At 49.2% G+C, this 24,439-nt stretch carries 23 protein-coding genes; 17 read left to right on the plus strand and 6 right to left on the minus strand.

Features of this window, described 5'->3' with window-relative positions; translation table 11 throughout:
* Positions 1-4 precede the first annotated feature (4 nt).
* Positions 5-823: a S1/P1 nuclease gene (locus F458_RS0115860; RefSeq protein ID WP_018984421.1), complete on the plus strand. Its 819-nt coding sequence runs from the start codon at positions 5-7 to the stop codon at positions 821-823.
* Between the two features lie 5 nt (positions 824-828).
* Here F458_RS0115860 and rraA read toward each other — a convergent pair whose 3' ends face one another.
* Positions 829-1,314: a ribonuclease E activity regulator RraA gene (gene rraA, locus F458_RS0115865; protein WP_018984422.1), complete on the minus strand. Its 486-nt coding sequence runs from the start codon at positions 1,312-1,314 to the stop codon at positions 829-831.
* A 269-nt stretch (positions 1,315-1,583) separates the two neighbouring features.
* Here rraA and F458_RS0115870 point away from each other — a divergent pair, with 269 nt between their 5' ends.
* From F458_RS0115870 to F458_RS0115905, 8 genes are read left to right on the plus strand one after another with little or no spacing between them, the layout of a single operon-like run.
* Entirely contained in the window at positions 1,584-2,102 is a 519-nt protein-coding gene (locus F458_RS0115870) for a phosphatase PAP2 family protein (RefSeq protein WP_018984423.1), read from the plus strand.
* A gap of 1 nt (position 2,103) precedes the next feature.
* On the plus strand, positions 2,104-3,171 hold the full coding sequence (locus F458_RS0115875; RefSeq protein ID WP_018984424.1) for an MJ1255/VC2487 family glycosyltransferase: 1,068 nt from the start codon (positions 2,104-2,106) through the stop codon (positions 3,169-3,171).
* 51 nt (positions 3,172-3,222) lie between these two features.
* On the plus strand, positions 3,223-3,381 hold the full coding sequence (gene lptM, locus F458_RS20765; protein ID WP_156824275.1) for an LPS translocon maturation chaperone LptM: 159 nt from the start codon (positions 3,223-3,225) through the stop codon (positions 3,379-3,381).
* The gene (lysA, locus tag F458_RS0115885) at positions 3,381-4,631 is read left to right on the plus strand and encodes a diaminopimelate decarboxylase (protein WP_018984426.1); all 1,251 of its coding nucleotides are present in this window, start codon (positions 3,381-3,383) and stop codon (positions 4,629-4,631) included. Before lptM ends, lysA begins: the two co-directional genes overlap by 1 nt.
* A gap of 35 nt (positions 4,632-4,666) precedes the next feature.
* Entirely contained in the window at positions 4,667-5,497 is an 831-nt protein-coding gene (gene dapF / locus F458_RS0115890; RefSeq protein ID WP_018984427.1) for a diaminopimelate epimerase, read from the plus strand.
* Positions 5,494-6,186: a DUF484 family protein gene (locus F458_RS0115895; RefSeq protein ID WP_018984428.1), complete on the plus strand. Its 693-nt coding sequence runs from the start codon at positions 5,494-5,496 to the stop codon at positions 6,184-6,186. Before dapF ends, F458_RS0115895 begins: the two co-directional genes overlap by 4 nt.
* Positions 6,186-7,103, plus strand: coding sequence for a tyrosine recombinase XerC (gene xerC, locus F458_RS0115900; RefSeq protein WP_018984429.1), 918 nt, complete (start codon positions 6,186-6,188; stop codon positions 7,101-7,103). Before F458_RS0115895 ends, xerC begins: the two co-directional genes overlap by 1 nt.
* 9 nt (positions 7,104-7,112) lie before the next feature.
* Entirely contained in the window at positions 7,113-7,829 is a 717-nt protein-coding gene (locus tag F458_RS0115905) for an HAD-IA family hydrolase (RefSeq protein WP_018984430.1), read from the plus strand.
* Here the strand turns inward: F458_RS0115905 and cysE are convergent.
* Complete coding sequence (gene cysE, locus F458_RS0115910) at positions 7,812-8,630, minus strand: serine O-acetyltransferase (RefSeq protein ID WP_018984431.1); 819 nt, start codon at positions 8,628-8,630, stop codon at positions 7,812-7,814. The two genes, F458_RS0115905 and cysE, sit on opposite strands and share 18 nt — an antisense overlap.
* Positions 8,631-9,035: 405 nt before the next feature.
* On the opposite strand from cysE, the gene F458_RS0115915 reads away from it, so the two are divergent.
* The 3 genes from F458_RS0115915 to F458_RS0115925 all read left to right on the plus strand — a co-directional run bounded on the left by F458_RS0115915 (position 9,036) and on the right by F458_RS0115925 (position 12,892).
* Positions 9,036-9,221, plus strand: a complete 186-nt coding sequence (locus tag F458_RS0115915; RefSeq protein ID WP_018984432.1) for a CsbD family protein — start codon at positions 9,036-9,038, stop codon at positions 9,219-9,221.
* A gap of 163 nt (positions 9,222-9,384) precedes the next feature.
* Complete coding sequence (uvrD, locus tag F458_RS0115920) at positions 9,385-11,556, plus strand: DNA helicase II (RefSeq protein WP_018984433.1); 2,172 nt, start codon at positions 9,385-9,387, stop codon at positions 11,554-11,556.
* A 52-nt stretch (positions 11,557-11,608) separates the two neighbouring features.
* Positions 11,609-12,892 (plus strand): GGDEF domain-containing response regulator, encoded by a 1,284-nt coding sequence (locus tag F458_RS0115925; RefSeq protein WP_040610656.1) that lies wholly within the window; start codon positions 11,609-11,611, stop codon positions 12,890-12,892.
* A gap of 14 nt (positions 12,893-12,906) precedes the next feature.
* On the opposite strand, the gene rarD is transcribed toward F458_RS0115925, so the two are convergent.
* Entirely contained in the window at positions 12,907-13,818 is a 912-nt protein-coding gene (gene rarD / locus F458_RS0115930) for an EamA family transporter RarD (protein ID WP_018984435.1), read from the minus strand.
* 91 nt (positions 13,819-13,909) lie between these two features.
* Positions 13,910-15,247, minus strand: coding sequence for a magnesium transporter (locus F458_RS0115935; RefSeq protein ID WP_018984436.1), 1,338 nt, complete (start codon positions 15,245-15,247; stop codon positions 13,910-13,912).
* Between the two features lie 204 nt (positions 15,248-15,451).
* Here F458_RS0115935 and recQ point away from each other — a divergent pair, with 204 nt between their 5' ends.
* Entirely contained in the window at positions 15,452-17,296 is a 1,845-nt protein-coding gene (gene recQ / locus F458_RS0115940) for a DNA helicase RecQ (RefSeq protein ID WP_018984437.1), read from the plus strand.
* On the opposite strand, the gene F458_RS0115945 is transcribed toward recQ, so the two are convergent.
* Positions 17,297-17,959 carry a glutathione S-transferase gene (locus F458_RS0115945; protein ID WP_018984438.1) on the minus strand — a complete coding sequence of 221 codons (663 nt, stop codon included), beginning with the start codon at positions 17,957-17,959 and terminating at the stop codon, positions 17,297-17,299.
* A gap of 180 nt (positions 17,960-18,139) precedes the next feature.
* On the opposite strand from F458_RS0115945, the gene F458_RS0115950 reads away from it, so the two are divergent.
* The 4 genes from F458_RS0115950 to ribA all read left to right on the plus strand — a co-directional run bounded on the left by F458_RS0115950 (position 18,140) and on the right by ribA (position 23,545).
* Positions 18,140-19,576: a protein adenylyltransferase SelO gene (locus F458_RS0115950; RefSeq protein WP_018984439.1), complete on the plus strand. Its 1,437-nt coding sequence runs from the start codon at positions 18,140-18,142 to the stop codon at positions 19,574-19,576.
* Positions 19,564-19,878, plus strand: coding sequence for a hypothetical protein (locus F458_RS0115955; protein ID WP_018984440.1), 315 nt, complete (start codon positions 19,564-19,566; stop codon positions 19,876-19,878). The genes F458_RS0115950 and F458_RS0115955 overlap by 13 nt, the downstream gene beginning before the upstream one ends.
* A 65-nt stretch (positions 19,879-19,943) precedes the next feature.
* The gene (locus F458_RS0115960) at positions 19,944-22,847 is read left to right on the plus strand and encodes an EAL domain-containing protein (RefSeq protein ID WP_169334845.1); all 2,904 of its coding nucleotides are present in this window, start codon (positions 19,944-19,946) and stop codon (positions 22,845-22,847) included.
* A gap of 83 nt (positions 22,848-22,930) precedes the next feature.
* Positions 22,931-23,545, plus strand: coding sequence for a GTP cyclohydrolase II (ribA, locus tag F458_RS0115965; protein WP_018984442.1), 615 nt, complete (start codon positions 22,931-22,933; stop codon positions 23,543-23,545).
* A gap of 34 nt (positions 23,546-23,579) precedes the next feature.
* Here ribA and F458_RS0115970 read toward each other — a convergent pair whose 3' ends face one another.
* Entirely contained in the window at positions 23,580-24,434 is an 855-nt protein-coding gene (locus F458_RS0115970) for an ATP-grasp domain-containing protein (protein ID WP_018984443.1), read from the minus strand.
* Positions 24,435-24,439 lie beyond the last annotated feature (5 nt).

Consider the following 24,439-nt stretch of genomic DNA (forward strand, 5'->3'; position numbering starts at 1 on the left):
ACACATGCACGTATTTTTCGGAAAAAAACGCTTGCTGACGCTGGGTCTCGCCAGCAGCTTGCTGGCCAGCCTTCCGGCATTTGGCTGGGGTCAGACTGGCCACCGTGTTACCGGTGCTATTGCACAGCATTACCTAAGCCCCCATGCGACGGCCGCGGTAGATGCATTGTTACCCAATGAAACTCTGGCCGAAGCATCCACCTATGCCGATGAAATGCGCTCCAATCCGAGCCATTTCTGGCAGGATGTATCGCCCCCGTATCACTACGTAACCGTGCCCGAGGGAAAAACCTACGCGGAGGCGGGCGCGCCAGAACAGGGCGATTCAGTCACCGCCTTAAATCGTTTTACCGAAACACTGACCGATGACACTGCCTCACAGGAAGATAAGCAACTGGCACTGCGGTTTCTGGTACACATCATCGGCGACCTGCATCAACCACTTCATGCCGGAAACGGCACTGATCGCGGTGGTAATGATGTAAAGGTACGCTTTTTCTGGGAAGACTCTAATCTGCACCGTGTCTGGGACTCGCAGATGCTGGCCCAGCGAAAACTGTCATTTTCTGAATGGACTCGTTGGCTAAACGCAAAAATCACCCCGGAACATCTCACACAGTGGAATACCACTGATCCACTGGTTTGGATTAAAGAGAGCACAGCAATACGTGACAGTGTTTATCCTGACAACGCCAACGATATGTCTTACGATTATTTATACAACCACCTGCCCACCGCCAAAGAGCGGCTGCAGCAAGCAGGGGTTAGAATTGCATTCTATCTGAATGAGGTGTTTGACCCTGCAAACAAGAACCAGGGCTAAATGCCCTAATCAATATCCAGAGGTTCCGGCGATAAAATGACGCCGGTACTGTCAGCATAAAGGTGATCTTCGGGCAGGAATGTTACACCGCCGAAGTTCACCGGAATATCCGCATCACCGATACTTTCGCTGTCCGCGTTAACCGGAATAGCAGCAATGGCCAGGATGCCTATGTCATAATCAGTCAGGGTATCCACATCACGCACACTGCCATAACAGACAATACCTTCCCAATCGTTATCAATAGCCAGTTGTGCCGACGTTGCATCTACCAAAGCACGACGTGTAGAGCCGCCACCATCAATTAATAAAACTTTACCACTGCCTGGCTGAGCCAGTACCCGGTCTATTATTCCCCGATCCTCATAACATTTTACTGTGGTAATCTCACCGCCGAACGAGTAGCGCCCACCATAGCTGATAAACATAGGATCAACCACATCGACACTATCAGCAAACAAATCACATAATTCAGAGGTGTTATAATCCATCACGAAGCCTTTTGGATTGGAGACCGAAGTCAGTTACGAAAGTTACACGCCGAAGCCCGTCTTAGCGCTTGTGCTACATGTGGTTAGCATAGCATCATTTGGGGCAAACAGAGTGGCGCTTTTTGTATTAAATGTAGTCGTTACACGCTTACCTTACTTTTCAAATCAGCCTACGGCAACACTGTCATAAAGGTTTCTTCATTTTGTCACCGGATGGTCACAGACCCTTTCTACTCTACGGGCTAAACAATGGGCTGCAGGACCAAGTGATGCGACTGAAAACCCTGAGCGAATATGATACCGCGCTGTTCTACCGACTCAATCGTCTGACTGCCCAGCGCCAATGTCGCCGCGTGCTGTGGATGTCCAAAACCGGCGATGGCTACCTCTATTTTGCTCTCGGTATGCTGCTGTGGGCATTCGAGCGTGAACATGGCGAGTTATTTTTGTACACCGCGTTGATGGCCTATGGGCTGGAGCTGCCGGTGTATGTCGTCATGAAAAAACTGTTCAGGCGTCCTCGCCCCTGCGATTTACTCAGCGATATGTTTGTTCACGTAAAGCCCTCTGACAAATTCAGTTTACCCTCGGGTCACACCGCTGCAGCCTGGCTGATGGCCAGTATTATCGTTTATTTTTATCCTGATTTTGCATTGCTGGCATGCAGCTGGGCAATGCTTATTGGTCTTTCCCGAATTTTACTGGGCGTGCATTACCCGACCGATATACTGGCGGGTATGTTACTGGGTATCGCAATCGCCTCAGCAAGCCTGTGGGTAATGGGATGATATGAAAATACTTTACGGCGTACAGGGAACAGGAAACGGGCATATCGCCCGGGCCCGGATCATGGCGGCAGCATTGCAACAACACACCGATGTAAGCGTCGACTTTGTGTTCTCCGGACGCGCCCCGGACAAATACTTCGATATGGATGTTTTTGGTGACTACCGGACATTGCCGGGGTTAAGTTTTGCAACCAGGCATGGACAGGTGGATAAATGGGCCACATTTCGGCAAAACAACGTCCGGGGTTTTATTGCCGATGTCCGCGCCTTTGATGCCAGCAGTTATGATTTACTTGTAAATGATTTTGAACCCGTTACTGCCTGGGCAGCCCGGCGGCAGAAGGTGCCATCAATCTCCATTTCTCATCAGGCGGCGTTTGCCTATGCCGTTCCCAAATCTGGCGACAGCATACTTGATAAGCTGCTACTACGCTATTTTGCCCCTTGCGAGGTAAAACTTGGCGTACACTGGTTTCACTTTAATCAGCCTATAGTTCCGCCTTTCATTTGTGACAAACCTGCGCAGCAGGAATTACATGCCCACATTCTGGTCTATCTTCCGTTTGAGGATATCAGTGATATTCAACAAATGCTTGAGCCACTGTCTGAGCATCATTTTGTGTGCTATCACCCGGCGATAACAAGTGACGTGACGAACGGGCATATTAGCTGGCACCCTCCTTCCAAAGCCGGATTTGCACGCGCATTGAGTCAGTCATGCGGCGTCATCGCCAATGGTGGATTTGAATTGTCCAGCGAGGCCCTGCATTTGGGCAAAAAGCTACTTATAAAACCGTTACACGGCCAGTTCGAGCAACTGTCGAATGTGCTGACGTTGAGCCAGCTGGAGCTTTGCCAGACGTTATTTCAGCTTGATACCGATATTGTTGAGGAGTGGCTTGAGGCGCCAGCCGCTGAAGCCATTACTTTCCCCGATGACCCTACTATTCTCATCAACTGGCTAAAAGCCGGCGATCTTGCGGATACCGAATCACTGTGTGAGGCGCTGTGGAAGCAAGTAAAGTTCGGCGACAGAACGCGACAAAAACTATTGTCTCTTGCATTTTAATTGCGCGATGCGATGATAACAGCATATTGAGTAATGCCCAGTGGGATCATCGTGCAAAAAACATCACGTATCATCGGTTTATGTGCTCTGGCAGCGCTGCTGCTCAGTGCATGTGGCTATCGCGGTGCGCTATATCTTCCTGATGAAGAAGCCGCTAACCAGCGTACTGCGCCGTCTGCGACACAAAATCAACAGGGGGAGACCCCGTAATGGATCATTTTACGTATCAAAACGGCAGTCTGTACGCCGAAGAGGTGTCAGTAACGGATATTGTCGCGCAGCACGGTACGCCGGCATATATTTATTCACGAGCCACCCTTGAGCGCCACTGGCATGCGTTTAACGATGCTGTGGGCAACCACCCTCATTTAATTTGTTATGCAGTAAAAGCTAACTCCAACCTTGGGGTCCTTAGTGTGCTGGCTAAACTCGGTTCGGGGTTTGATATTGTTTCCGGCGGTGAACTGGCACGTGTCATTGAGGCTGGCGGTGATGCCGGCAACGTTGTATTTTCAGGTGTTGGCAAAACCCATGATGAGATTGCTTACGCCCTGGAACAAGGCATCATGTGCTTTAACGTTGAATCTGAGCCTGAACTTCACCGAATCAATGAAGTGGCCGCACAAAAAGGTTGCATGGCGCCCATTTCATTACGTATCAACCCTGATGTGGATGCTAAAACGCACCCCTACATCTCCACCGGGCTAAAGGCTAACAAATTTGGTATTGCCAGGGAGCAGGCTGTAGCCACTTATGAGCTTGCCAATGCCCTGCCCCATCTGAATGTCATTGGCATGGATTGTCATATTGGCTCACAGCTTACTGATCTTACGCCCTTTGTGGATGCTTTGGACAGGTTACTGGTTCTGATTGACGAGCTGGCAGAAAAGGGTATTCAGATATCTCATCTGGACCTGGGTGGTGGTTTGGGTGTTCCCTACGATGCCGAGACGCCGCCCCACCCTAAAGATTACGCAGCAGCACTGGCCCAGCGTATGGTGGGCCGGGAAAATCTGAAGCTTATTCTGGAGCCCGGCCGGGCAATTGCGGCAAATGCTGGTATTTTGGTCACCCAGGTGGAGTTTATTAAAGACGGCGAAGAAAAGCATTTTGCAATAGTGGATGCGGCGATGAACGATTTGTTGCGTCCGGCACTGTATTCTGCCTGGCAAAATATTATTCGGGTGGAACAGCAAACCACCGCCTCCCCGCGTATATACGATGTGGTTGGCCCGGTGTGTGAGACGGGTGATTTTCTGGGTCGGGATCGGGAACTGGCGGTGGCGGCCGGGGATTTGCTTGCTGTCAGAAGCGCTGGGGCCTATGGGTTTACTATGGCATCAAATTACAATAGTCGCTGTCGTCCGCCCGAATTGCTTGTGGATGGCGACCGCGTTTTTGTCGTCAGGGAACGAGAAAAACGCAAAGATCTCTGGCAAGGCGAGTACAAACTTCCGTAAACTAGCGCTATGATTACAAGGCAGATTAGCAGTTAATGCACATACAGTTTTCCAAAATGCACGGGCTGGGCAACGACTTTATGGTCGTGGATAACGTCACCCAGAATGTCTTCTTCTCACCAGATAAGATACGGTCTTTGGCAGATCGTCATTTTGGAATTGGGTTTGACCAGCTGCTCTTAGTGGAACCTCCTTACGACCCCGAGCATGACTTCCATTACCGCATTTTCAATGCAGACGGCTCGGAAGTATCGCAGTGCGGCAATGGTGCGCGTTGCTTTGCCCGTTTTGTCCGGCAAAAAGGACTGGTCAACCGTAATAAAGTGCTGGTAAGCACAAAGGCGGGGAAAATGGTGCTGTACCTGGAGAAAGATGGCCAGGTAACGGTTAATATGGGCAAACCAGAATTTGAACCGGCCCGGATCCCATTAAAGGCGAATAAACAAGAGAATGTCTACCTGACCCGGGAAGGTAACCATACGCTGTTTTACGGGGCCGTTTCCATGGGCAATCCCCACTGCGTATTGTCAGTAGATGATGTAACGACCGCTGACGTGCAGATCATTGGCCCATTACTGGAGCGTCACGAACGGTTTCCCGAAGGCGTTAATGTTGGGTTTATGGAAGTTGTCGGGGCCGACTATATTAAACTCCGTGTATTTGAACGTGGCACGGGCGAAACTATGGCATGTGGCAGCGGCGCATGCGCGGCTGTTGCGGTTGGACAGATGCAGGGCAAGCTGGGTAAAGACGTGCGTGTTGACTTACCCGGGGGAACGCTGCGTATCCGCTGGCAGGGACCAGGCTCGGTATTAAAAATGACCGGACCGGCAGAACATATTTATGATGGACAGTTAACCTTATGAACGATGTGACCGGGCAGGCACAAACATCATCAAACAGCGACTTTTCTTCAGAGACGATGATTAGCGCCCGTGATGTTGCCGACTTTTTACGCCGAAACCCTGAATTTTTTGTCCGACATCCGGAGTTACTGGAAGATATTCGCATTCCTCATATGCAGAAGGGAAGCGTGTCACTGGTAGAGGTACAAAGCGAGCAGCTGCGTAAAAAAGTCCGGCAGCTCAATTATAAACTCAGCCAGTTAATCAGTATCGCCAAACAGAACGAAAAAATTTATCGCGTTTACACCGATCTCAACGTGCAGTTACTAACCTGCCAGAGTGTCGCCGAAATTCAGCTACGGCTTGAAGAAGTACTACAGGAAAAGTTAGCACTGGCTTCGGTTACCCTCAAGTTATTTAAAGGTCCGCATGCCCTGCCAGAATTACAGCGCCGGCTTTTTGTGGAAAAACGTTTCAAAAATGAGCCCTTCTTTTTCGGGCGTCTTAGTCAGCATGAGCGACATTTGCTGTTTGAAGATGCAGTTGCCGAGTCTGCGGCATTAATTCTCATCGGTAAAGAAGAGCCTCTGGGTATTGCGGCGATTGGCAGTAGTGATGCCAGCCATTTCACACCTGACATGGATACCCTGTTGCTAAAGCAATTACAACAGGTTCTCAGCTATGTATTACCAGGCTTGTTAAAATACTAATGCGATCAGCAGTGACACCCTCAGCGGAACTGTCTGATGACTGCGCATTTTGGATTGATAAATTTTTACGCCACCTGCAGGTAGAACGCGGCCTTTCTCCACATACGCTGAGCAATTATCGCCGCCAGTTACACTTTGTGGGTGTCACACTACAACTTCAGGATTGGTCTGGCCTGACACCCGTCGATGTCAAACGGGTTCTAAGCATATCTAAACAACAGGGCAAGCATGCTCGCAGTATTTCTTTACGTCTTTCTGCATTGCGTACTTTTTGTCGTTATCTGATTGATGAGGGAAGACTGTTCAGTAATCCTATGGATGGGATCCAGGCCCCCAAGCAGGGCCGGCCGCTTCCAAAACAGCTTAATGTGGACGATATGCAGCAGTTGCTAAGCGGCCATGAAGAGGATTTGCTAAGCTATCGCGATAAGGCAATGTTTGAGCTGCTTTACGGTTGTGGTCTACGACTGAGTGAACTGACTGGTTTGAATCTCAATGATTGTCTGCCAGATGGCTTACTGAGAGTCAGAGGCAAGGGTAGTAAGGAACGCCTGCTGCCTGTCGGCAGAATGGCGCAAAAGGCATTGCAGGCCTGGTTAAAAGTACGCGGTAATTTTGCCGAAGCTGAAGAGCAGGCCGTTTTTCTCAGTAAGCGTAAAAATCGCATTTCTAACCGGCAGGTCGCTAATCGGCTGGACCAGATGGCCCGGCTACAGGGCATCGACAACAAACTTAATCCACACAAGTTGCGCCACTCATTTGCTACCCACGTACTGGAGTCCAGCGGGGATCTTCGTGCCGTGCAGGAACTTTTGGGACACGCTAATTTATCTACGACCCAGGTTTATACCCATCTGGATTTTCAGCATCTGGCCAAAGTTTATGATCGCGCCCATCCACGAGCGCGCAAAAAGTAAGGAGAGCGCATGCGCTTTTACCGCCCTCTGGGGCCAATTCGTGCTATGACATTCGATCTGGACGATACTTTATATGATAACGGACCGGTTATTCGGGCGGCTGAACAAACACTGAAAACGTTTATCGCCCAACGGTATGACTATGCCAGCGCGCTGACTCCAGCCCAATGGCACCAGATACGGGAACGGCTACTGACCGACACCCCTGACTTATCATCAGATATGGGACAGCTTCGCTTACGTACACTTGCCGAGGCGCTGCGCGACGATATCAGCGAAGAAAAAGCCCGTCAGGAAGCAGCAAAAGCGTGCTTTGACTGCTTCTATACTGCTCGTAGCGAACTGGAACTACACGATGTGATTCATACAACATTAACTGCGCTGGCGCAAAAACTTCCGCTTATCGGTATTACCAACGGCAATGTTGATGTTAAAAAGATTGGCGCCAGTGACTATTTTACTCACGTGTTGCATGCCAGTCTGGAAAGACCAATGAAACCACACCGGCACATGTTTGATGAAGCAGCGCAGTTGCTTAATTTGCCCCCCGCGCAGATCCTGCATGTTGGTGACAGCCTGACCAATGATGTTTTCGGGGCGATTTGCGCCGGTAAGCAGGCTGCCTGGTTTGCCTGTAATCGACCCATGGCTATCAACACAGAAAAGACACGTGTATTACCTCACGTAGAACTGGACGAGTTTGAGGAACTACTCGCTCTGGTCTGACATGCCATTATCTTCCAGCACATTTTGCCGCATCGAATCACAAGGCCGTTCACAACTGGGCCTGCCAACAACTTTGGCAGGCACTCCAACTACGGTAGTATGTGGCGGAACATCACTGAGCACTACACTTCCGGCACCTACTTTAGAGCCGCGACCAATCTCGATATTACCCAGAATTTTTGCGCCGGCACCTACCAGCACGTCCTGCCTGACTTTAGGGTGACGGTCGCCAGACTCATTACCGGTACCGCCCAGGGTAACACTCTGGAGCAGCGAAACATTGTCTTCAATAAGAGCGGTCTCACCCACTACAATACCGGTGGCGTGGTCAACCATGATCCCTTTGCCCACTCGGGCAGCCGGGTGCATATCCACACCAAAGGCTTCTGAGTTACGACTTTGTAGAAACAAGGCTAACTGATGCCTGCCCTGCTTCCACAGGTAATGTGCCATGCGATGCACCTGCACAGCCTGAAACCCTTTAAAATAAAGCAATGGGGTGAGGTAGTTTTCTACGGCGGCATCCCGGTCATGCACCGCCTTGATGTCTGCAATAGCGGCGTCAACAATTTCAGGCTGCAGCAGATAGGCCTGGTCGAATACTTCACGAATCGCCAGTGCCGGCATGACATCGTCAGCGACTTTGTTGGAAAGGATAAAACTCAGTGAGGACTCAAAATTATGATGCGTAAGAATACACGCATGAATATAACTGGCCAGCAGTGGTTCATTGCCCGCGATTTGCTTGGCTTCATTTTTCAGCGTGTGCCAAAAGTCCTGAGTTCCGGTAAGTGCCTGCATAGCGTTAGTCCCGATGGTGGAGCATGATCCGTATGTGTACATTGACTGGTGTGTACTGTGACGCACCAGATTACAAACATCAACAGTGCATAAGATAATGTACAATACGCGGTATATGCGTGCGTTGTACCCATGCCTAAGGGCAAATGATCAGCTTTTTCCATTAAAAAAACGCCATGGAAGATCTGGGTTTCTTTCACCAATGAGTGTAAAAGCTGCAAAATTTCTGTATGAATGTCATTGTTAATTTTATTTATATATCTTAATACCTTAGCGAAGCGTTCGTTTAACGCTTTCAGATCATGAGGTTATCTTTGTAATAGGTTGCTGGTATGAACCATGCATCAATAAGATTGGAAACCTGCTTAGATGCAGGTATTGCAATACTCTTAATGGAGGGACGCTATGAACAACGATAAAATCGAAGGTAACTGGAAAGAAATGAAAGGCAAAGCCCAGCAAAAATGGGGCAAGCTGACCGATGATGATCTGGATGTTATTGATGGTCGCCGCGAAGAACTAATCGGTAAGATTCAACAGCGCTATGGCAAAAGCCGTGAAGAGGCTGAGCGCGAAGTCGACTCTTTCTAAGTATTTATTGATGCCCGCAGCGCCCGCTGCGGGCATCGCTTTTCCCCCTACCCCGAAAACCGCCTCTTCATTCTAATAAAATTTTCTGCTTTGCTGTATAAACGCACAGTTCACTGGCATAATTACGCTCATTTGTGACAATTAAAAACAGGTGACGGAAATTATGGATGTCTCTTTGCTGCTTGACAGCCTGAACGACAAACAACGTGAAGCGGTGGGTGCTCCTCCGTCCAATATGTTGGTACTGGCAGGTGCTGGTAGTGGCAAAACCCGCGTTCTGGTTCACCGCATTGCATGGCTGATGGAAGTTGAGAATATGACCCCCTTCTCCATACTTGCCGTTACATTTACGAATAAGGCAGCACGGGAGATGCGCGGGCGTATCGAGTCCCTAATGGGTCGTAATCTGCATAATATGTGGATTGGTACATTTCACGGTCTTGCCCATCGACTGTTACGTAGTCACCACGCCGAAGCTGGCTTACCTGAAAATTTTCAGATCCTTGACTCTGATGACCAGTATCGTCTGGTAAAGCGTATTTTGCGGGCCATGAACCTGGACGAAAAACACTGGGCACCCAAGCAGGTTCAGTGGTACATCAATGGCAATAAAGATGAAGGACTGCGGCCACACCACATTGAAACCCACGGCGACGCGGTGGCCCAGAAGATGCGCGAAATTTATGCCGCCTATCAGGAAGCCTGTGATCGGTCAGGTCTGGTAGATTTCGCCGAGCTGCTGTTGCGCGCCCACGAACTTTGGGCCAAAAACCCCGAAGTCCTGGCCCATTATCAGCGCCGTTTTAAAGCCGTGTTGGTTGACGAATTTCAGGATACCAACAATATTCAGTATGCCTGGTTGCGGATGCTCTGTGCCGGTGACACGAACAATATTATGATTGTCGGGGACGATGACCAGTCGATTTACGGTTGGCGCGGTGCCAATGTCGATAATATTCATAAGTTTCTAAAAGATTTCACCCAGACCAGCACCATCCGGCTTGAACAAAATTACCGCTCAACAGGCAATATTCTTCATGCCGCCAATGCAGTTATCGATAACAACGATGGCCGGTTGGGGAAAGAGCTATGGACTGAAGACAGCGAAGGCGAGTTAATATCTGTCTATGCCGGATTTAATGAGCTGGACGAAGCACGATTTATTGTCTCGCAAATTAAAGCCTGGCTGGATAAGGGTAATCCGCTTAAGGATTGTGCGATTTTGTATCGTAACAACGCACAATCACGGGTATTGGAAGAGGCCCTGCTCCACGAAACCATCGCTTATCGTATTTACGGCGGTCTGCGCTTCTTCGAGCGTCAGGAAATTAAAGACGCGCTGGGCTATTTGCGTATGATTAACCACCCTCATGATGATGCGGCATTTGAACGCGTGGTCAATACCCCGAGCCGGGGCATCGGCGAAAAAACCGTTACTCAGGTGCGAATTGCCGCCCGCGAACAAAACTGTTCGCTGTGGCAGGCCAGTAACCTGCTTATCAGTGAGGGAAGTCTGACAGGACGGGCAGCAAAGGCTCTGCAAAGCTTTACCACGCTCATCAGTGAACTTGAGCAAACAGTTTTGTCATTGCCGCTGGAAGAGCAGGCTGATAAAACCATAAAAAATTCCGGGTTATATGCGATGTATCAGGCTGAACGCGGAGAAAAGGCCCAGGCCCGGCTGGAAAACCTTGAGGAGCTGGTCACTGCCTGTAAACAGTTCATTGTGCCCGAAGAAGCCGATGAAATGACCCCTCTTTCCGCTTTTCTTGCTCACGCTTCTTTGGAAGCTGGAGAAACCCAGGCAGATAAAGAGCAGGATGCGGTTCAGATGATGACCATCCATAGTGCCAAAGGCCTCGAGTTCCCGCTGGTTTTTCTGGCAGGCGTTGAAGAAGGTATGTTCCCTTCTCAAATGACTAATGATGAGCCTGGCAGAATGGAAGAAGAGCGCCGCCTTTGTTATGTCGGTATGACCCGTGCGATGCAGAAACTATTCATCACTTACGCTGAAAGTCGCCGGGTTTACGGCCAGGATAAGTTTCACACAGCCTCTCGCTTTATCCGTGAAATTCCTTCTGAATATATTCAGGAAGTTCGCCTGAAAAGTCAGGTGTCCCGGCCGGTGCATAACCGGTTTAGTCGTACCGCTTCTCACGAAGCCTTTGAAGATAGTGGATTCAACCTGGGCCAGCGGGTAAGTCACCCTAAATTTGGTGAGGGCGTTGTGCTGAATTTCGAGGGTGCGGGAGACCACGGCCGCGTGCAGGTCAATTTTGATGAGTTTGGCACCAAGTGGCTGGTACTGGCTTATGCTAAACTAAAGGCTAATTGAAACCCCCACTAAAGCGCGCACAATATATCGTCTGTAAATGGGGATTGTGCGCGTGCAAAACAAAGTTCTTATTATTGAAGACAGCCGAACGGCGATAAATATCGTCGTTAAACTGGTGGAACAGGCAGATCTTGTGCCCGTGGTGTCGCAATCGCTGACAGAAGCAAACCACCTGTTTATGCAGTCCCCCCCGGAAGACTACCTTTGCGCCATTGTCGATTACAATCTACCGGATGCCCCAAACGGCCAGGCGATTGATTTTTGTCTGGATAGCATTCTGCCGACCATTGTTGTTACTGCCCGTATGGATAAGGGCACGCGGGACGATGTGTTGCGTCGTGAAGTTGTCGACTATATTCCCAAAGAAAATACCCAGACCTACGATTATCTGGCGAGGCTATTAAAGCGTCTGGAAAAAAATAAGCAAATAGGCATTGTCGTGGCTGGTCAGTCTCGGACAGCGGCAGTAAGGATGACATCGTTATTACGACGGCATAATTTTATTACCTATGAAGCCAATAGCGCTGAGCGCACTTATCAACTGGTGCGTGAAAATCCTGAAATACGCCTCGTGATCACCGGCACCGACTTTGATGATGTAAAAAGCACCACCATAATTTCCAATCTTCGCATGGATTACGCTAAAGAACGCCTGGCTATCATCAGTGTTAATACTCAGGAAGCACAACTCAGCTCTGCTCGCTTTATCAAATCCGGCGCTAACGATTTTCTGTTAACACCCTATTGCCATGAAGAATTTCTGTGTCGAATTACCCAGAATATCGAGCTTATTGAGAATGTTGAAGCCCTTACTGCTATGGCGAATTCAGACTTTCTAACCGGATTATTCAACCGTCGTTATTTTCTCAATAAGCTATCCGGACTGGCAGTCCAGCGTGGTAAACGTTATGCGCTTGCGGTGATTGATTTAGACAATTTCAAACAGGTTAACGATACCTTCGGTCACGAAAATGGCGATGTAGTGCTGGTTCATACTGCTTTACTGCTACGCCAGCATTTTGCCGATGCTGTCATCGCCCGATTTGGTGGCGAAGAGTTTTGCGTGTTTATGGCGGACACTGATGCGCAGACTGCGGTAGATCGAATGGAATCATTTCGCGTCAAAGTCTCTCAGCAACCGGTTACTATCAGCCAGACAAGCATCAATATCAGTATCAGTGCCGGCTTGCTTACCGCTCCTGCCAGCTCACTGGTCAACAGTATATCCCGGGCTGACAAACTGCTGTATCAGGCAAAAAACGCCGGCCGCAATCGTATTGTATCGGACATCGCGTTTAGTCGAGCGTTAGAAAGAGCGAGTCAGAAAACACCCTGATTTTCTCTGCCGGGTCAAACCGCCCTGGCCCGGCGGGCTGTGCGATAAGCTTTCAGCGAATCGACACTAAACAATACCAGCGCAGCCCATACAAATGCGAACGTAATCAGTCGGGCAGGTTCCAGTGGCTCATTGTACAAATACACCGCCAGTAAAAACATCAGTGACGGGCCGATATATTGGAAAAAACCCAGGGTTGAATACATCAGCCGTCGCGCCGCTGCCGTAAAACACAATAATGGCGCGGTGGTAACTATCCCCGCCGCCACGAGTAATACGTTCAGCGTTACCGTATTGTTGAGCATGTTAGAATAAGAAGAACCAAACCACACCCAGTAACCAACAGCCAGCGGTAACAGCATCAGCGTTTCAATAAATAACCCGGGTAGTGAATCTACAGCAACCTGTTTTCGTAATAACCCGTAGACACCAAATGTACCGGCTAATACCAGTGCCACCCAGGGTAAATAACCATGGGCAAATACCAACACGCTTACTCCCACCACAGCCAGAATTACTGCTACACGTTGCATTGGTCTGAGCTTTTCACCCAGAAACATTCGCCCTAAAAACACATTGAGCAGCGGGTTGATGTAATAGCCGAGACTGGCATCCAGCAGATGATTGTTATTAATGGCCCAAATAAATAGCAACCAGTTCCCCCCGAGCAGCAAACCGGCCACTGCCAGTGTTTTTAATACTTTTGAGGAATAAAATGCCAACCTGACTTTATTCCACTGGCGGGTAACACCCAGTAGCACTATAAGTACCAGTACCGACCACACTACCCGGTGCACCAGAATCTCCAGTGCAGGCATAACCTGCAGTTGCTTAAAATAAAGCGGCGCTATTCCCCACATTGAATAAGCGGCAATAGCGCAGAATACGCCCGTCTGTGTGCGTTTTGCATCAGCCTCTGTATGCATAGCGTAAAATACCTGTGCGGTTGGGACACCGCGCAGTGTTAGGTAAAACGCGGCATAAAATTCAGGAAAGTAGTAGCAGGCTGCAAGTCTATTACAGCAGAAGCAACGTGCCTAGCCCCAGGAAGGCCACAAAACCGACAATGTCAGTGACTGTGGTCAGAATAACTGAGCCGGATAGCGCCGGGTCGATCTTCAGTTTGTCCAGAATAACCGGGACAAATACGCCGGCAATGGCAGCGGCGACAATGTTGAATAAAATGGCCAGGCAAATGACCACGCCGATAAGCACATCGGTAAACCAGAAGTATGCGACTATACCGATAACCACCGCCCAGATGACCCCATTAACGCCGCCTACCTTCAGTTCCTTTATCATTAATGCCCTAACGTTGGCATTAGTGACCTGCCCGAGGGCGAGCCCACGCACAATCAGTGTCAGCGTCTGACTACCGGCGATCCCCCCCATGCTGGCAACAACGGGCATTAATACTGCCAACGCTACCACTTGTTGCAATGTCGCCTCAAACAATCCAATAAACCACGAGGCCAGAAACGCGGTAAGTAAATTGATGCCCAGCCATACCGCACGATTACGGGCACTTTTGGCTACCGGCGAGAATAAATCCTCATCTTCATCCATCCCGGCTGTAGCCATTACCTGCCGCTCGTAAAATTCATTAATCAGTTCGCCGGCAGAAGTAATATCCAGCCGCCCCAGCAATTTATTATTTTCATCTACCACCGGTAATGCGGCAAATCCAGAGCGCTGAACCTGTAGGGAGGCATTCGTTGACTCATCTGACCCCTTTAAGACCGAAATATTGTCTTCAATTAATTCCACCAGCGGCACATGTTCAGGGGCGCCAAATAGCCGAGTTAGTTTAACGGCTGCGGAAAACTGCCCGGAACGGTTGACCAGAAAAATGGTATCGCAATGCATGGGCACATTACGTCGAATCAAACGTAAACCATCTCTGACTTTGGCATTCAAAGGAAGTACCAGCAGATCGTGAATCAGCCAGTGGCCCACCTGGTCATCATTATACTGCGTGGCTTCCCGGAAAAAGAGCTGTTGCTGCGCATCCAGTTCGGCGTAAGCCAGATCCACCAGCCGGTTAGGCAGCGAGTCCATGAGTTCGAGTAACTCTTCGGCTTCAATGTCAGAAAACAGGGCGGACCACTCGTGCTCTTCTGTCGCATCAATAAGAATTTCGCGCGGGTCAGAGCGCATCTCGACGAGCACATCGAGCTTGCGTTCGCTAGGCAGGTCCTGCCATAACGAAAGACGCGGATCGACGGGGACAGATTCAAGTAGCGTGGCGACAGCCACATCATCGTGAGAGGCAATGGCATCAAGCACCGCACTGGTATCTTCAGTGTTATTTTCAGATACGATTTCCTGGATAAGATCCGGTAATGGTTCGGCCACGTCATGCTCCTTGGTGAATACTGCCCGGGACGTTTGTGCTTTTTACAACGCCCCTGATAAAAACGTAAGGATCCACTTACCGGATCCACGCCTTTGACAATTGCCATCATAAGCTAAAAGAATAACAGGCACTTAGCCTAACGCCGAAAAGAAATTTTCATTTACCCGTGAAGCGAAAGCAGAAAATGCGTAAAATCCCCAGCGATGACGATAACTTCCCCCCAGACTGAACCTGCACAGTTGTGTGACCCGGACGCTCAGACAATTCTTGAGCGGGTTTTCGGTTACGCAACATTTCGCACCGGCCAGCAAGCAGTGATTGATAAAATCATCGATGGTCAGGATACATTAGTACTGCTGCCTACCGGTGGTGGCAAATCATTGTGTTATCAGATACCCGCAATGGTTCGCCCGGGTACAGGTATTGTGGTGTCGCCATTGATTTCACTTATGCAGGATCAGGTGGAGCAACTCCATGCTTTAGGCGTAAAAGCTGCTTACCTGAATTCCAGTCTTGACCATGAAATGCAGCAGCGCATTCAGACGGCACTGTTAAACAACGAATATGACCTGCTGTATGTCTCGCCTGAGCGTTTGCTGCAACCCTACTTTCAGAATCTTTTGCAACAGCTCGAGGTGTCGTTGTTTGCTGTTGATGAGGCACATTGTGTCAGCCACTGGGGCCATGACTTCAGAATGGATTATCGCTTACTGGGAAGGCTGAAAAATCGCTACCCTGATATCCCCGTGGTAGGTCTGACCGCTACCGCTGACGCGGCGACTCAGGCAGATATTCTGGTCCAGCTTAACCTTAAAAGCCCGTTTGTATTTAAAGGCAGTTTTGACCGGCCCAATATACGATATCGGGTCATGTCGAAATATAAAGGGTTTGAACAGGTGCTGGAGTACGTTAAACAACAGGATGGCAATAGCGGCATAATTTACTGTAACAGCCGGGCCAAGGTTGATGATTTATACGCCAAACTTCATCGTGCAGGTATCAGTAGCGCAGCTTATCATGCCGGAATGGATGCCGATGAACGCGAGTATGTGCAGCGCCGGTTTTTAAACGATCAGGTCGATATCGTGGTGGCCACCGTCGCGTTTGGTATGGGCATAAACAAGTCCAATGTGCGCTTTGTAGTGCATCACGATGTGCCCCGCAGTATTGAAAGTTACTACCAGGAGACCGGCCGGGCGGGGCGTGATGGCCTGGACGCTGAGGCTTTATTGCTGTTTGACGAAAAAGATGCCGCACGGGTTAAACAGTGGATAGAACAAGGCGATAAACCCGAGCGCAATCAGGTGGAGATTCAGAAGTTTGCCGCCATGGAAGCTTTTGCAGAGGCGCAAACCTGCCGCCGTCAGGTATTACTTAACTATTTTTCCCAGTTTAGTGACGAGGCCTGCGGCAACTGTGATATTTGTCTTGACCCGCCCAAGCTTATTGACGGCCTTGTTATCAGCCAAAAAGTACTCTCCTGCATCTTGCGTCTGGAGCAGCAGGCAGCTACCCAATATGTCATCGACGTACTTAAGGGTAAGCAACTCCGTCGCATTAATGAAAATGGTCATCAGGATTTATCGGTATATGGCATTGGCAAAGATGAATCCGACAGTTACTGGCACAATATTATGAATCAGCTTATCCACCAGGGTCTGGTGCGGGTTGATCTTACTGCTGGCGCGGCATTGCGCCTTACCGAAGCGGCCCGCCCGGTACTAAAAGGCGATGTGGCGGTGAAATTAGCCGTTCCCCGGCTGACTTTCAAGGCCGACAAGAAATCTAAAAATACGCCGGCGATCTACGATAAAGCCCTGTTCAAACGGCTCAAGCACCTGCGTAAATCACTTGCTCAGGATCATGGCGTACCGCCCTACGTAATTTTCTCCGATGCGACATTGGCAGATATGGCAGCAAAAACACCCACCACCAGAAATGATATGCTGGATGTCAGCGGTGTAGGCCGCACAAAAATGGAGCGTTACGGCCAGGCGTTTTTGCAACTCATTCTGGATTATCTGGACAGTGCCGTTAATAACGCCTGATCAGGCGTAATCGTATTCGCCGCCCTTTTCCAGCGCACGTTTGTAAGCTTCACGACTATGGATACGTTTTACGTAGGCGTTGATGGCTGTCCATTTACTGGCATTTTCGCGAGCAACCAGCGCTTCCAGCGGAAAACTCATTTGCACATCAGCAGCACTTGGACCATCCCCCACCAGCCAGTCACGCTTGGATAAGCAGGACTCCACATAGCGCAGACTCTGTTCCAGATTAGGGCCATAGTAGCTGTCGATAATGGCATCCAAAATCTTTTTGGCCAGGGGTCTGATCAGCGTCGGACTTTTCTGTTTGGCTTTTTTAAATACCAGGCTTGCCACCAACGGTGGCATCAGCGATCCTTCAGCAAAGTGTAGCCAGAACAGATATTCCTGATAATCAGTATCGTTATCAGGCACCGTAAACGTTCCTGCTCCATGCCGACTGATCAGATATTCCACAATCGCCCCTGATTCAGCCAGTTTGCCATTTTCAAGTTCCAGCACCGGAGAGCGTCCCAGCGGATGCACCGCTTTAAGCGCATTAGGTGCAAGGTTAGTTTCAGGGTCTCGCTCATAGCGCTCAATTTTATAAGGCACTTCCAGCTCTTCTAACAGCCACAGAATGCGTTGTGAACGCGAGTTGTTTAAATGATGGACGGTGAGCATAATTCCCTCGATACAGTGGTAGTGTTTAAATAAGGATATAACTGTGCGTTGTGCCGGTTATTTTATGTTTTTGATATATACGCCCGGCGCACAGGTCAGATTACCTGCATATAGTGCTTTTATCGAGCCAGGCGTTTTGGTAGCTTAACCTGATTATCTTTTAGAGGCTGAGGAAAACGTGTGAAACTCACACACTTATATGCCACAGAGCTGAACGAGACGGTGACCCAGGTCTACCCGGATTTGCCAGAAGATTTGCAATTGAAACTGGTCAATCATCCTCATGCCCGGGAGTTATCACTACCGCAAGATTGGTGGAGTGACAATACCCTGGTCCGGCTGCTGAAAGATACAGAATTTTGTCTCAGTCGTCAGGCGGTGGCGCAAAAGTATGGCGGCTACCAGTTTGGTCATTGGAACCCCCTGCTGGGCGATGGCCGCGGCCTGTTGCTTGGCGAGGTTGAGAACCAGACGCACCAGCGTATCGACCTGCACCTTAAAGGTGCCGGGCAGACCCCCTATTCACGCCAGGGTGATGGCCGGGCCGTGTTGCGCTCTACCCTGCGAGAATATATTGGCTCAGAAGCTCTGTTTCATTTAGGCATCCCCTCTTCCCGCGCCCTGTGTTTATTCGACAGCACTGAGACTGTTTTGCGCGAAATGCCGGAAACCGCCGCCATGATGATTCGAACCGCCCCCAGTCATTTGCGGTTCGGCCACTTTGAGTATTATTATCACAGTGGCGATAGTGCCAACCTAACCCGACTTTTTGAGCACACCTTTATCCATCATTTCCCTGAGGTGCTGTCTCAGGCTAACCCGCACCAGGCTTTGTTAAAAGCGATTGTATTGCGCACCGCACGTATGGTGGCACTCTGGCAGGCTTACGGATTTGTCCATGGTGTCATGAATACAGATAATATGTCGGTGCATGGCATCACGTTCGACTTCGGCCCCTATGCCTTCATAGACAATTTTGTCAGCAATGCAGTGTTTAATCATACTGATCACCAGGGCAGATATGCATTTGATCAGCAACCAGGGGTGGCTCTGTGGAATCTTAACGCGCTGGCGCAGGCTTTTTCCGGTTATTGCAGTACAGACGAACTGAAACAGACCCTGATGCTGTTTGAACCGACGTTTATGTCTTGTTACCAGCAGCTTATGGCCACGCGGCTGGGATTTAGCGAGAGCAATGAACAATCACTTGCGCTGGTCAACGGTTTCCTGTCCATGCTTGCGAATCAGCAGCGGGATTATCATAAATTATTCAGAAAACTCAGTGGTCAGGATCTTCACCAAAAAGAGTCTGCAATGCGCGATGATTTTATTGACCGTAGCGAGTTTGATAGCTGGTGGCAGCAATACCGGCACTACCGATTGGCCAGCGGCGATCCTTCTGCACAGTCGGCACTGATGGACAGTGTTAATCCGGTTGTCGTGGCTCGCACACATCATTTGCAATATGCTATTGATGCTGCCAAAGAAGGCGACTATGCCGTAACCCGTGAGCTACTACAGGCATTACAGTCACCTTTTGATGCCAAGTGGCTAAGCACGCAATGGGCCGACGGGCCCATTGAAGAGACCGCGGTAAGTCTGTCATGCAGCAGCTAGATAACATAACACTAAGTGAAGCGTTAGCGCTGCATGATACGTCGGTGCAGGTTATTGTTCCGTTACCGCAAACCCCGCTAAAAGCCGAGCAGCTCGCTCGGGCGTTTACCAGCCAGTTTGGTTTTGTCGCCGGTCCGGCAGATTGGGGAGCCGATCGATATCAGGTAATGCTAAGCAAGCTGGATGATGATGAGCCATTACGGTGTATACTTTACATAGAGTGGTTGTGTGAAGCCATCTGGCTGGAGCCTACCGGCACGACAAACTTGCAGACGCTCTGGCAGGCTCTTACCACGCGCTAAAAAGTCTTTTGACGATGTGCTGTTTGGTTTGTCGGGAGGATGAACGATGGGTCACAGGAGAAGCAGTGCGAATAAGGTTGGAAAAAGAGGTGCATGAAAGCCCTGCAGTGGTAATCGGGTATCGAATGATACAGAAGTGGTTTTTGGCACTTATATTCCTGTGTGCCGGTTTCTCGCTGAATGCTGCACAATCACCCGCTTTTCACGCCACGGTGGTTATTGACGATACCTTCAGCACCGCTCAGGTGTTGCCTGAGGCTTTTTCTACATCGGCTCGCACCAGTTACCGCCAGGTGCTCTCCGGGCGACCTGGTGTTTCTCAGTCAAAAAACACTGCGCTGCGCCACTGGTACAGTTTGTCACTGCAAAATAATACCGCGACAACCCAGCATCTTTATCTGAATAATCCTCTGGTGATTCCCCGTCCGGCGACGATTTACCTGCTGGATAACCGTGACCGTATGCTTGATGTGATCAGCTATGAACATGGCGATTATGATCTGGTCAGTCAGCTTACCACAGGGCTGGTTCTGCCTGTAACTGTAGCACCATCTTCATCACTGAAAGTACTGCTTGGTATAAGTGGCGACAAGCCTGGCTATTTTCCTCTGCAAGTACACACCAGTGCCAGTTATGATCGCTATTCCCAGCCGCGCCTGCTCGTCACAGGAATTATTTGCGGGGCTCTGCTGCTGCTGACGGTTTATTTCTTTTTGAGCTACATCTACCAGAAAACCACTGCACGCTTCTGGCTGGCATCGGTGGGCCTGCTTCTTTTACTACTGGCGGCCAGTACTCTGGAACCAGTGGGCCGGATACTGCAGTTGATCAATTATGGCACTACAATTATGACCGTCCTGATGACGGTACTGCTGCTCTGTCTGGCTAAATTTACCCATGCTCTGTTTCCGCGCATTCCGGTCTGGCTGCGCTGGCCGAACTTATTGCTTTGTCTGACTCCGGTAGTGCTACTTGCCTCGCCCGGACTACTGCCTGATACAATATTTTTATTGCAAATTCTGCCCTGTTTTGCGTTACTTCAGACATTGCTGTCAGCATTATTTAAAGACCGTCGCAACCGTTCGCTTAATCGTTTACTGGCGCTGGGATGGTTGATGTTAAGCCTCAGCTACGCGTTGTTTTTAGGCAGTTATAATCCCCGCCTGGTTATGCTCATCAGCTCAGAGCTCAACGCCGCCGTGTCCCTGTTAGTTGCCATGTGCACATTCGCACTATGTGTCTTACTGGCAGAGCGGGATATGAGTCGTCAGCAAATTCATACCCACGAACGGACTATCGATAGTCTGAATGTGTTTTATGATTTATTTCGCAATGCTGCCGAGGGTCTATACACTTCTACTTTGGATGGCGACCTGCGGTCGGTCAATCCGGCGATGTGCAATTTATTTGGTTACGCCGATGAATCCACCATGCTCCGTGAAGTGCCTAATACCCGTAAGTTTTATGCTGATGAGAATGATCGCGATTTGTTAGTGGGGGAGCTGCTTGAACAAAAAGTGATAATGGGCAGAGAAATGAAGGGTATAAAAGCAGATGGCAGTGAGTTCTGGTTTTCTATTTCCTGTCAGTTGCATCAGGAAAATGGCGAGACATTTATGTCTGGCTCTATCTTCGATATTACCCGGCGAAAATTATCGGATATCAGTCTGACCTATATGGCTAGCCACGATCCGCTTACCGGCGTGTTTAATCGAAGAGAATTCGAGCACTCCTTACAAGTGGCATTAGAACAGCCACATTATCACAATCCGGTAATTGTGCTGTATCTGGATTTGGACAGGTTTAAGGTCGTTAACGATAGCTGTGGTCATAAAGCCGGTGACCGCCTAATTAAAGAGTTAGCCGAATTGCTGGCAAGCAAGATAAGTGATCGAGGCATGCTGGGGCGTCTGGGAGGAGACGAGTTTGGCGTACTGCTAACTACCCAGACAGAGGAATCTGCTTATCTGTTAGCAATAAAATTACTGGATGTTGTTCATAATTATCGCTTTTTCTGGGAGCAGCGAATCTTTACCGTAGGAGTAAGTATTGGCTTACTTAATGCCACCACGCACAAGACCGATGCTGAAAATGCGCTGAATATGGCCGACGCCGCCTGCTATCTGGCGAAGCAGCAAGGACGCAACCAGGTTTACTGTTACGAAAAGGACGATGCCAGCCTGCAGGCTTATGAGCGAGAGCGCACTTGGGTAGCGCTCATTCAGCAAGCACTTAACGAAGACCATGGCTTCGTACTTTACTACCAGCACTACATGCCGCTTAATACCACTATGCAGGGAGATTTTTATGAAATCCTTCTGCGATTGCCACTGCCTAACGGTAAGCTGGCAGAACCCGCTGATTTTCTGCCCACAGCAGAGCGCTACAACCTGACGCCCAGAATTGACCGCTGGGTGACAGAGCACACCTTCAAGTGGCTTAGTGAGCACCCGGAGCGTCTTGCTAAGCTCAATTGCTGCAATATTAATATCAACGGATTTTCTTTGGCTGATAAGGATTTGCGCCGGTTTCTGCTAAACGCATTTCAGCAGCATGCCATTCCCCATCAAAAAATCTGTTTTGAAATCAGCGAAAACACTGCCACCATCAAAAAGGAAGAAGCAGTATCTTTTATCGAAACATTTGATAAGCATGGTTGTTTGTTTGCGATTGATAATTTTGGCAGTGGCTTTTCTTCTTACGGATATTTTAAATCGCTTCCTATCCATAGTGTTAAAATTGATAGAACATTTACCCGAAGTCTTTTAGGTGATGCGGTAGATATGGCAATCGTTACTGCTATAAGGGATATAGCCAGGGCCCGGCAGATACAAACCATTGCAGAATGCGTAGAAGATAAAGCCACTATGACCCAATTGGGTAAACTGGGTATCGATTTTGCCCAGGGGAATGCAATTGCGGCGCCCGCGCCACTGGATCAGTTCAAATCGCTGGGCGACAATGCCTAAAACTGTTATATTATCACAATTACTTGCATTTTTTCGGGCAGCCCCCACGTTGAGGACTCCCAGTAATTCGGTTTAGAAGTGCCATGACCATTAAACAGCCAAAGTATGAATATGTAAGCTCTGCCCGTTTGCCTACCCGACATGGCGAATTTCGTATCCATGGGTTTGTGGAGGCGAGCGGCCAGGAACATGTCGCACTTTCATACGGTAAATGGGAAAAAGGCGATACGGTGCCTATTCGCATTCATTCTGAGTGTCTTACCGGAGATGCTTTGTTTTCTACCCGTTGTGACTGCGGTTTCCAATTGGAAAAAGCGCTGCAGAATATTGTTGAACGGGGTCAGGGTGTATTGCTGTATTTACGTCAGGAAGGTCGCGGTATTGGACTGTTAAATAAAATCCGTGCCTATAACCTGCAAGATAGCGGAATGGATACGGTTGAAGCTAATGAGCATCTCGGCTTTGATGCCGATTTGCGCAGTTATGATATTTGCCAGCTGATGCTTGAAACGCTGGATGTTACCCACGTTGAGCTAATGACCAATAACCCTAAAAAGATGGCTGCGCTGGAAAAGCTGGGCGTTAATGTAGTGGCCAGAAAGCCTATTGATCACGGTATCACAGCAGATAATAAACTGTATCTGAAAACCAAAACCGAGAAACTGGGGCACGTTTTCGACCCTCACCTGTTTAAATAGCGCAGGGTCGCCCCGCCCTTCACTCTGGCAGTGCTTATAATGCAAATACCGCCTCAACAAAGCGCTGGGGCGACTGACTATCCAGATTGAAATAGAGCGATGGCTCGATCAGTTCAACTTCAATAATACACCACTTATGGGCAAAGCGGACAATATCAATACGCGCATACAGAGCGCGCTGGGGTAATGCGCCGAGTACCTGTTCACACACGGCTTGCATCTCAGGCTGTGCGGCTACCACCTTCAGTGACCCTCCGTGTTCTTCCTGAACACGAAAATCACCCTCTGCCGGTTTTTTTAAAATGGCATGGCTTAGGGTGCCGCCAAAATAAAACAGTGAGTACTCACCCTCTTGCACTATCGCGTCAATGAAAGGCTGAATCATATAGGGCCTTTGACGGAAACACGCAGAAAGCGCTTTTATCTGCTCATTGAATGTCTTGCGGGTTACAACGAACGTATCATCTGCATTAGCACTAACAGTAGGCTTGACCACAAGTTTGGCGGTCTCAAACTCTTCAAACTGAGCAAGCAACTGGGGTCTATCAAACGTTGATGCCCAGGTTGTCGGTAATGTTGGCACGCCAGCTTCTTGCAGATCTATTAAGTAGGACTTGTCCAAATTCCAGCGCATAAGATCAAACGGATTTTGTAGCGTTGTCTGCTTATTTATGACCGCCAGAGTACGAATAAAGGCATCGGGTTGCTGCTGGTAGTCCCAGGTGCTGCGCACGATAACCATGTCATACTTTTGCCAGTTAACGTTGTCAGCGTGCCAGGAAACTGTCTCAACATCACAGCCGCGCGCCCTGAACGCCGGTATCAACAATTCATCGTAAACAAAGAAATCATCAAGATTGTCGGTGGACAGGAAACAAATACACTGCATCATCG

It is taken from the genome of Salinimonas chungwhensis DSM 16280, from assembly GCF_000378185.1.
GTDB classification, from domain to species: domain Bacteria; phylum Pseudomonadota; class Gammaproteobacteria; order Enterobacterales; family Alteromonadaceae; genus Alteromonas; species Alteromonas chungwhensis.

What these genes read in the sequence shown, in the direction of transcription:
- F458_RS0115860 (WP_018984421.1), top strand. Translation starts at nt 5, where the DNA reads ATGCACGTATTTTTCGGAAAAAAACGCTTGCTGACGCTGGGTCTCGCC.
- rraA (WP_018984422.1), bottom strand. Translation starts at nt 1,314, where the DNA reads ATGGATTATAACACCTCTGAATTATGTGATTTGTTTGCTGATAGTGTC.
- F458_RS0115870 (WP_018984423.1), top strand. Translation starts at nt 1,584, where the DNA reads ATGCGACTGAAAACCCTGAGCGAATATGATACCGCGCTGTTCTACCGA.
- F458_RS0115875 (WP_018984424.1), top strand. Translation starts at nt 2,104, where the DNA reads ATGAAAATACTTTACGGCGTACAGGGAACAGGAAACGGGCATATCGCC.
- lysA (WP_018984426.1), top strand. Translation starts at nt 3,381, where the DNA reads ATGGATCATTTTACGTATCAAAACGGCAGTCTGTACGCCGAAGAGGTG.
- dapF (WP_018984427.1), top strand. Translation starts at nt 4,667, where the DNA reads ATGCACATACAGTTTTCCAAAATGCACGGGCTGGGCAACGACTTTATG.
- F458_RS0115895 (WP_018984428.1), top strand. Translation starts at nt 5,494, where the DNA reads ATGAACGATGTGACCGGGCAGGCACAAACATCATCAAACAGCGACTTT.
- xerC (WP_018984429.1), top strand. Translation starts at nt 6,186, where the DNA reads ATGCGATCAGCAGTGACACCCTCAGCGGAACTGTCTGATGACTGCGCA.
- F458_RS0115905 (WP_018984430.1), top strand. Translation starts at nt 7,113, where the DNA reads ATGCGCTTTTACCGCCCTCTGGGGCCAATTCGTGCTATGACATTCGAT.
- cysE (WP_018984431.1), bottom strand. Translation starts at nt 8,630, where the DNA reads ATGCAGGCACTTACCGGAACTCAGGACTTTTGGCACACGCTGAAAAAT.
- F458_RS0115915 (WP_018984432.1), top strand. Translation starts at nt 9,036, where the DNA reads ATGAACAACGATAAAATCGAAGGTAACTGGAAAGAAATGAAAGGCAAA.
- uvrD (WP_018984433.1), top strand. Translation starts at nt 9,385, where the DNA reads ATGGATGTCTCTTTGCTGCTTGACAGCCTGAACGACAAACAACGTGAA.
- rarD (WP_018984435.1), bottom strand. Translation starts at nt 13,818, where the DNA reads ATGCATACAGAGGCTGATGCAAAACGCACACAGACGGGCGTATTCTGC.
- recQ (WP_018984437.1), top strand. Translation starts at nt 15,452, where the DNA reads ATGACGATAACTTCCCCCCAGACTGAACCTGCACAGTTGTGTGACCCG.
- F458_RS0115945 (WP_018984438.1), bottom strand. Translation starts at nt 17,959, where the DNA reads ATGCTCACCGTCCATCATTTAAACAACTCGCGTTCACAACGCATTCTG.
- F458_RS0115955 (WP_018984440.1), top strand. Translation starts at nt 19,564, where the DNA reads ATGCAGCAGCTAGATAACATAACACTAAGTGAAGCGTTAGCGCTGCAT.
- ribA (WP_018984442.1), top strand. Translation starts at nt 22,931, where the DNA reads ATGACCATTAAACAGCCAAAGTATGAATATGTAAGCTCTGCCCGTTTG.
- F458_RS0115970 (WP_018984443.1), bottom strand. Translation starts at nt 24,434, where the DNA reads ATGCAGTGTATTTGTTTCCTGTCCACCGACAATCTTGATGATTTCTTT.